This window comes from Mucilaginibacter sp. (genome assembly GCF_036383575.1).
Classification (GTDB): Bacteria; Bacteroidota; Bacteroidia; order Sphingobacteriales; family Sphingobacteriaceae; genus Mucilaginibacter.
In genome coordinates this window covers 1-5,408 of the sequence record NZ_DASVOB010000492.1, presented here as the reverse complement: position 1 = coordinate 5,408, position 5,408 = coordinate 1, and the positions used below count along the sequence as shown (strand labels likewise).

The following is a 5,408-nucleotide window of genomic DNA, read 5'->3' as shown; positions in this document are numbered from 1 at the left end:
GGTCAATCCTTTAGGCACGGAGCTGTGCGGCAGGTTTGGCAGCAACACCAGCTTTTGGTATAATTCCTCTTCGGTTATGGTAAGTATGTCGCCAAGTTTCTTGATCTCTTCTTTCCAGGCTCCTGTTTTGCCTTTAAGGCCTTCGGCTTCTTCTTTTTTACCGGCGCGCATCAGCTCGCCAATTTGTTTTGCAGCTGCATTGGCCTCGGCCGAAACATTATCCATACTGGTTTGAGTGGAGCGGCGTTTGTCGTCCAGTTCAATTATTTCATCAACCAGTTGGGGCTGTTTAAAATTTTTTACAGCCAAACGTTCCAAAACCTGTTCCCGGTTATCACGGATATAACTAACTTGCAGCATTATTTTATTTTTTAGGCAAAGATATAATCAGTTGGCAGTTTGTAGTGTGCAGTTTGCAGTTTTTTATTTAGATACGTTTTGTAAATAATCGCGCTATAAATAAAACGACATAAATGTTCACAGCAAACTAATAACTACTGAATTTCACTGCCTACTGCAAACTAATAACTGCAAACTAAAAAATGTCCGGCAAACTATATTTAGTCCCCACCCCGATAGGCAATTTGGAGGATATGACATTCAGGGCTATCCGCGTGCTAAAGGAAGTGGATCTGATACTGGCTGAAGATACCCGCACTTCTGCCCCGATGTTGAAGCACTTCGAGATCCATCAAAAAGTATTTGCGCATCATCAGCATAACGAGCATCAATCAAGCAACGAGATCATTAAATTTTTGCTGCAAGGGAAAAATATCGCGCTCATTTCGGATGCCGGTACACCGGCTATTTCCGACCCCGGTTTTTTTCTTGTTCGCGAAGCTTTGAAGTTTAACATTGCTGTCGAATGCCTGCCGGGCGCCACGGCTTTTGTACCGGCACTGGTTAACTCCGGCTTCCCTACCGATAAGTTTTGTTTCGAGGGGTTTTTACCGTTGAAAAAAGGCCGCCAAACCCGGTATAAGTTTTTGGCCGAAGAAGAGCGGACTATCATACTATATGAGTCGCCCCACCGTTTGTTAAAAACGCTGGATGAAATGGCAACATATTTTGGTGCCGACAGACAGATCTCGGTATCGCGCGAGCTTACCAAAATGTTTGAAGAAACCGTGCGGGGTTCTGTGATTGAAGTAAAACAGTACTTTGAAACGCACCCCATGAAAGGTGAATTTGTAATGTGTGTTGCCGGGGCGGCGGCTAAACCTGCAAAGGGGAAGTATGACAGGGATGAGGAGGAAGAGTAGTTTATTGCAAGCTCTCCTGTATGTCATTGCGAGGTACGAAGCAATCGCATGCTATACAGGGCGGCCTTGCTTCCCTGCGATTGCCGCGCTGCGCTCGCAATGACATAGTTTCATACGTGATCTATTAATAAAAATATAAACCCGTCATAGCGAGGCACCTCGTAATGACAGGTGAGGATAATACCCTACATGAAAAAAAACCTACCATTAGCCATACTATCAGGCTTACTTTTGTGGATAGCCTGGCCTCCTACCCCTTATACTACGTTTTTGCTTTTTATAGGCTTGGTGCCTATGCTGCTGGCTATTGAAAACATTATTAAAGACGACAAGCCCAAAAAAGGAAAGCGGGTGTTTAACGTAACTTTCATAGGCTTTTTTATCTGGAATTCATTATCCGTTTACTGGGTTTACAATGCGCTTAAAATAGTTGGTGAAGTTGTCGCTATTCCTATCACGCTTATACCCTATTCGCTTGGCCCATTGCTTATGGCAGCCGCTTTTTGGTTATATTATCGTTTAAGACTGGTTGCTCCCCGCTGGGTCGCACTCATTGGCTTGGTCTGCTTCTGGGTCGGTTATGAATACCTGCACCAAAGCTGGGACCTATACTTCCCCTGGATGACACTTGGTAACGGCTTTGCCGTAGCCCATCAGTGGATTCAATGGTATGAATATACCGGCGTATATGGTGGCACTATCTGGATCTGGATAGTGAATATCCTGGCTTTTTTAATATATACCGGCTTACGCGAGGCTCAAACCAAACGCCAAAGAATGGTACTGATCACAACGCTTGCATTTGCTATAATAGCCCCTCTGGGTTATTCGTTATCGGTTTATCATAATTATGTAGAAGAGGTAAACCCCTCAAACGTGGTTGTTGCCCAGCCCAATATCGACCCTTACGAGAAAGATGGCACTATCCCTCCGGCCTTGCAACTTGATATCCTCATCCACCTTTCGAGACAGGTGGCACAACCCAATACCGAATTTTTTATCTGGCCCGAAACAGCCATTCCTGCTCCTGTCTATATCGATGAAGAGCAAATAGGGCAAAACAACTTCATTAAACAGGCCCAGTTTTTTTTACGCAAGTATCCAAATGGCAACCTGATTACCGGTGCCGAAACATTCAGGCTATATAACAACAGGGCTACTCCAACGGCAGTCCCTTCACCATGGGGCGGCGATCAGTTCGCTGATTTTTACAGCACTGCCCTTAATATTGAAAATGGCGACCGGATCCAGACCTACCACAAATCGCGGTTAGTCCCCGGAGCCGAATCATTGCCTTTTGGCGATGCACTTTCATTCCTAAAACCCGTATTTGAACACTTGGGTGGCGCCACGGGTAATTATGCGCCCGAAAAGGATGCAAAAGTGCTTTACTCCCAAAGTGGTATCGGCGTTGATCCGGTTATCTGCTATGAATCAATATGGGGGGGCTATATTGCCCGCTCGGTTAAAAAAGGAGCGCAATTTATTGCCATTATCACTAATGATGGCTGGTGGGAAAACACCTCGGGTAAAGACCAGCATTTAGACTATGCTAAACTTCGCGCCATCGAAACCCGCCGCTGGGTTTGCCAATCAGCCAATACCGGCATCTCCGGGTTTATTAACCAACGTGGGGATGTTGTAAAACATACCGAATGGTGGGTTAAAACCGCCATTAAACAGGACATCAACCTCAACAGCGAACTTACGTTCTACGTTAAACACGGCGATTATATCCCGCAAACGGGAAGTGTGCTGGCAGGTGTAGGAATTTTATTTTTAGTGGGAGTGAGATTGAGAAAGAAACAAACGCTAACTGCTTAAATAATCAACCAAGCTTGTTAATCAAGTACCGAAAGCGTAGTTTGTATAATATCGTCAAAAAAGGCTTTTTCCGTATTCGACTTGGCAGATACCTGCATGCCTTTTACGGTATTAAAAATGGAACGGCTTAATGCCAGGGCATCTTTCGAATTACTGATTTCGCCGCTTTCCTGCCCCTTTTTGATGGCGCGCAGAACAGCATTTTCAAACAGTTGCTCATTCCGGCATATCATATCATTTACTTCGGCATCGAGCGATGCCAGTTCAATCTCGGCATTTACCATGAAACAGCCTTTACGCTGTTCATCATTTAACAGATCGCGCATGGTAAGCTCCAGAAGCTTTTTTATTGCTTCTTTTGCCGACGCGCTATTATTTATAATATCGCACATCTGGCTGCCCCCAGCCTGCTGATAACTATCCAGGGCCTTAATATATAAAGCGTGCTTATCGCCAAAAGTATCGTACAGGCTTGAACGGCTTATGCCCAGGCCGTCTACAAGGTCCTGCATTGAGGTACCATTGTAGCCTTTATGCCAAAAAATGCAAACGGCTTTGCTCAACACCTCGGCTTCATCAAAATCTTTACCTCTTGCCATAACAGAAAAGCTTTACCCGTTTTGTGGGCAAAGCTATTCATTTTTAATTAATTGTTTAATCTTATACTGTACCCGTTTATCTTACCGGGCTTTGCCTGTATAATTATCTTATACCACCGCTTGCAATGATAATTTCGCCGGTCAACCAACGTGAATCATCAGATGCCAGGAACACCGCTATCGGTGCAATATCATCCGGCTGACCGATACGGCCAAGCGGTGTAGTTTTTTCTATCTCGGTTTGGAAATCACTGCCAATAAAGCCAGCTGTATGTGCACCTTCGGTTTCAACCATGCCGGGATTGATTGCATTTACACGGATCTTTTTAGATCCAAGCTCTTTCGATAATACCTGTGTAATAGAATCCACTGCGCCCTTAGTTCCGGTATAAATAGCACTATGCGGAGGGGTGATACGTGTTACAGTTGAGCTTATATTGATCACACTGCCACCCTTATCGCCAAAGCTGGCTACGGCACCTTTGGTTGCTAATAATAAACCAAGCACGTTGATGTTAAACTGGCGGTGAAACTCTTCTTCAGTTACAGCTTCAATAGGTGTGAATTGGTATACACCAGCGTTATTCACCAGGATATCAGCTGCGCCATAAGCTTCGTGGGTTTCAGCAAAAATACGGTCTACGTCCGCACTTTTTGACACATCGCCCTGTACCGCTATAGCTTTACCGCCATTGCCGGTGATATCGGCTACTACTTTTTCTGCGCCTGCTTTGTCTGATGCATAATTAACAACTACAGCTGCTCCTTCTGCTGCCAACCCTCTTGCTATTTCAGCACCAATACCTTTTGATGCCCCTGTCACAACTGCTACTTTGTTCTCTAATTTTTTCATTTTCTGGAAGATTAATTTAATTTTGGAATAATCGTTCCGCAAATGTATATTCATTCAGGAACAATCGTTCCTGAATTATTTTTTATTATTCTGGGATGACAAATGAGATAACAATATTATGTCCTCTTAGAACTCTTTCTGAGGTTAAGTTAACCCACAAAATCAATAGCAAATTGGTAATGCGTGTGAGTTGAACCCCTCTGGGGTTCGGGTCGGGGTGTGATGTTATTCCTACAAACCTTTTCCCCCTCTGGGGGATTCTTACAATTTAATAAACAGGCATTAATTGAGCTGTACGTAAGGACGGGTGCACCAGAGGTGCAAAAGGTTTGTAGCATGCAAAATTGAAGCCCCCCTTTGCCCCAGAGGGGCAAAACAAAACACCTTGTTGATTAAATTTTGTGAGTTATAAACCCGCAGAATACCCTGGGAGATCTTAAGAAACGCGGTACAACGAATAGTTCTTAAAACGATTCACTTAAGCCCTACTCTTCCGTTGCCATTTCATTCCTTTTCAGGATAAAGGCCATCAGGTCATTTATAGGGTGTTTGATGATCTTGCCGGTTTTTACGCCGTGGAGGTGGCATAAGGAGATCAACTCTTCAGAAAAAGAATAAGCTATAGAGCCAACAAAGTGGCATTTGTATTTATGGTATTCGGGGTATGATTTGATATTGCTTTCAATAAACTCAACCAAACCATCAACCAGCATGGAGTGTCCGTATTCGGTAGTTTTTATTTCACTTACAAACTTACTGAACGATGCCAGGTAAGTGTTGGCATTGGGCCTTTGATATACATTTTTGATCACGATCTCCTTGTTAAGGTGGTAGGCCTTATCAAATTTCTGACTGATATCATGCGGCATG

At 44.0% G+C, this 5,408-nt stretch carries 4 protein-coding genes and 2 pseudogenes; 2 read left to right on the top strand and 4 right to left on the bottom strand.

Going from position 1 to position 5,408, the window contains the following annotated elements; translation table 11 throughout:
- Positions 1-360: pseudogene (locus VF500_RS17620) on the bottom strand (serine--tRNA ligase); the annotation flags it as partial.
- A gap of 182 nt (positions 361-542) precedes the next feature.
- Between VF500_RS17620 and rsmI the strand changes: the two are divergent.
- Both rsmI and lnt read left to right on the top strand, forming a co-directional pair.
- Complete coding sequence (gene rsmI / locus VF500_RS17615) at positions 543-1,262, top strand: 16S rRNA (cytidine(1402)-2'-O)-methyltransferase (protein WP_330860938.1); 720 nt, start codon at positions 543-545, stop codon at positions 1,260-1,262.
- A gap of 189 nt (positions 1,263-1,451) precedes the next feature.
- Positions 1,452-3,086, top strand: a complete 1,635-nt coding sequence (lnt, locus tag VF500_RS17610; RefSeq protein WP_330860937.1) for an apolipoprotein N-acyltransferase — start codon at positions 1,452-1,454, stop codon at positions 3,084-3,086.
- A 17-nt stretch (positions 3,087-3,103) separates the two neighbouring features.
- Here lnt and VF500_RS17605 read toward each other — a convergent pair whose 3' ends face one another.
- The 3 genes and pseudogenes from VF500_RS17605 to VF500_RS17595 all read right to left on the bottom strand — a co-directional run.
- The gene (locus VF500_RS17605; protein ID WP_330860936.1) at positions 3,104-3,685 is read right to left on the bottom strand and encodes a TetR/AcrR family transcriptional regulator; all 582 of its coding nucleotides are present in this window, start codon (positions 3,683-3,685) and stop codon (positions 3,104-3,106) included.
- 103 nt (positions 3,686-3,788) lie between these two features.
- Positions 3,789-4,538 (bottom strand): glucose 1-dehydrogenase, encoded by a 750-nt coding sequence (locus VF500_RS17600; protein ID WP_330860935.1) that lies wholly within the window; start codon positions 4,536-4,538, stop codon positions 3,789-3,791.
- 485 nt (positions 4,539-5,023) lie between these two features.
- Positions 5,024-5,408 (bottom strand): annotated as a pseudogene (locus VF500_RS17595) (N-acetylglucosamine kinase); the annotation flags it as partial.

Excerpts from the sequence above, each read along its gene's own strand:
- VF500_RS17600 (WP_330860935.1), bottom strand. The coding sequence starts at position 4,538 with ATGAAAAAATTAGAGAACAAAGTAGCAGTTGTGACAGGGGCATCAAAA.
- lnt (WP_330860937.1), top strand. The coding sequence starts at position 1,452 with ATGAAAAAAAACCTACCATTAGCCATACTATCAGGCTTACTTTTGTGG.
- VF500_RS17605 (WP_330860936.1), bottom strand. The coding sequence starts at position 3,685 with ATGGCAAGAGGTAAAGATTTTGATGAAGCCGAGGTGTTGAGCAAAGCC.
- rsmI (WP_330860938.1), top strand. The coding sequence starts at position 543 with ATGTCCGGCAAACTATATTTAGTCCCCACCCCGATAGGCAATTTGGAG.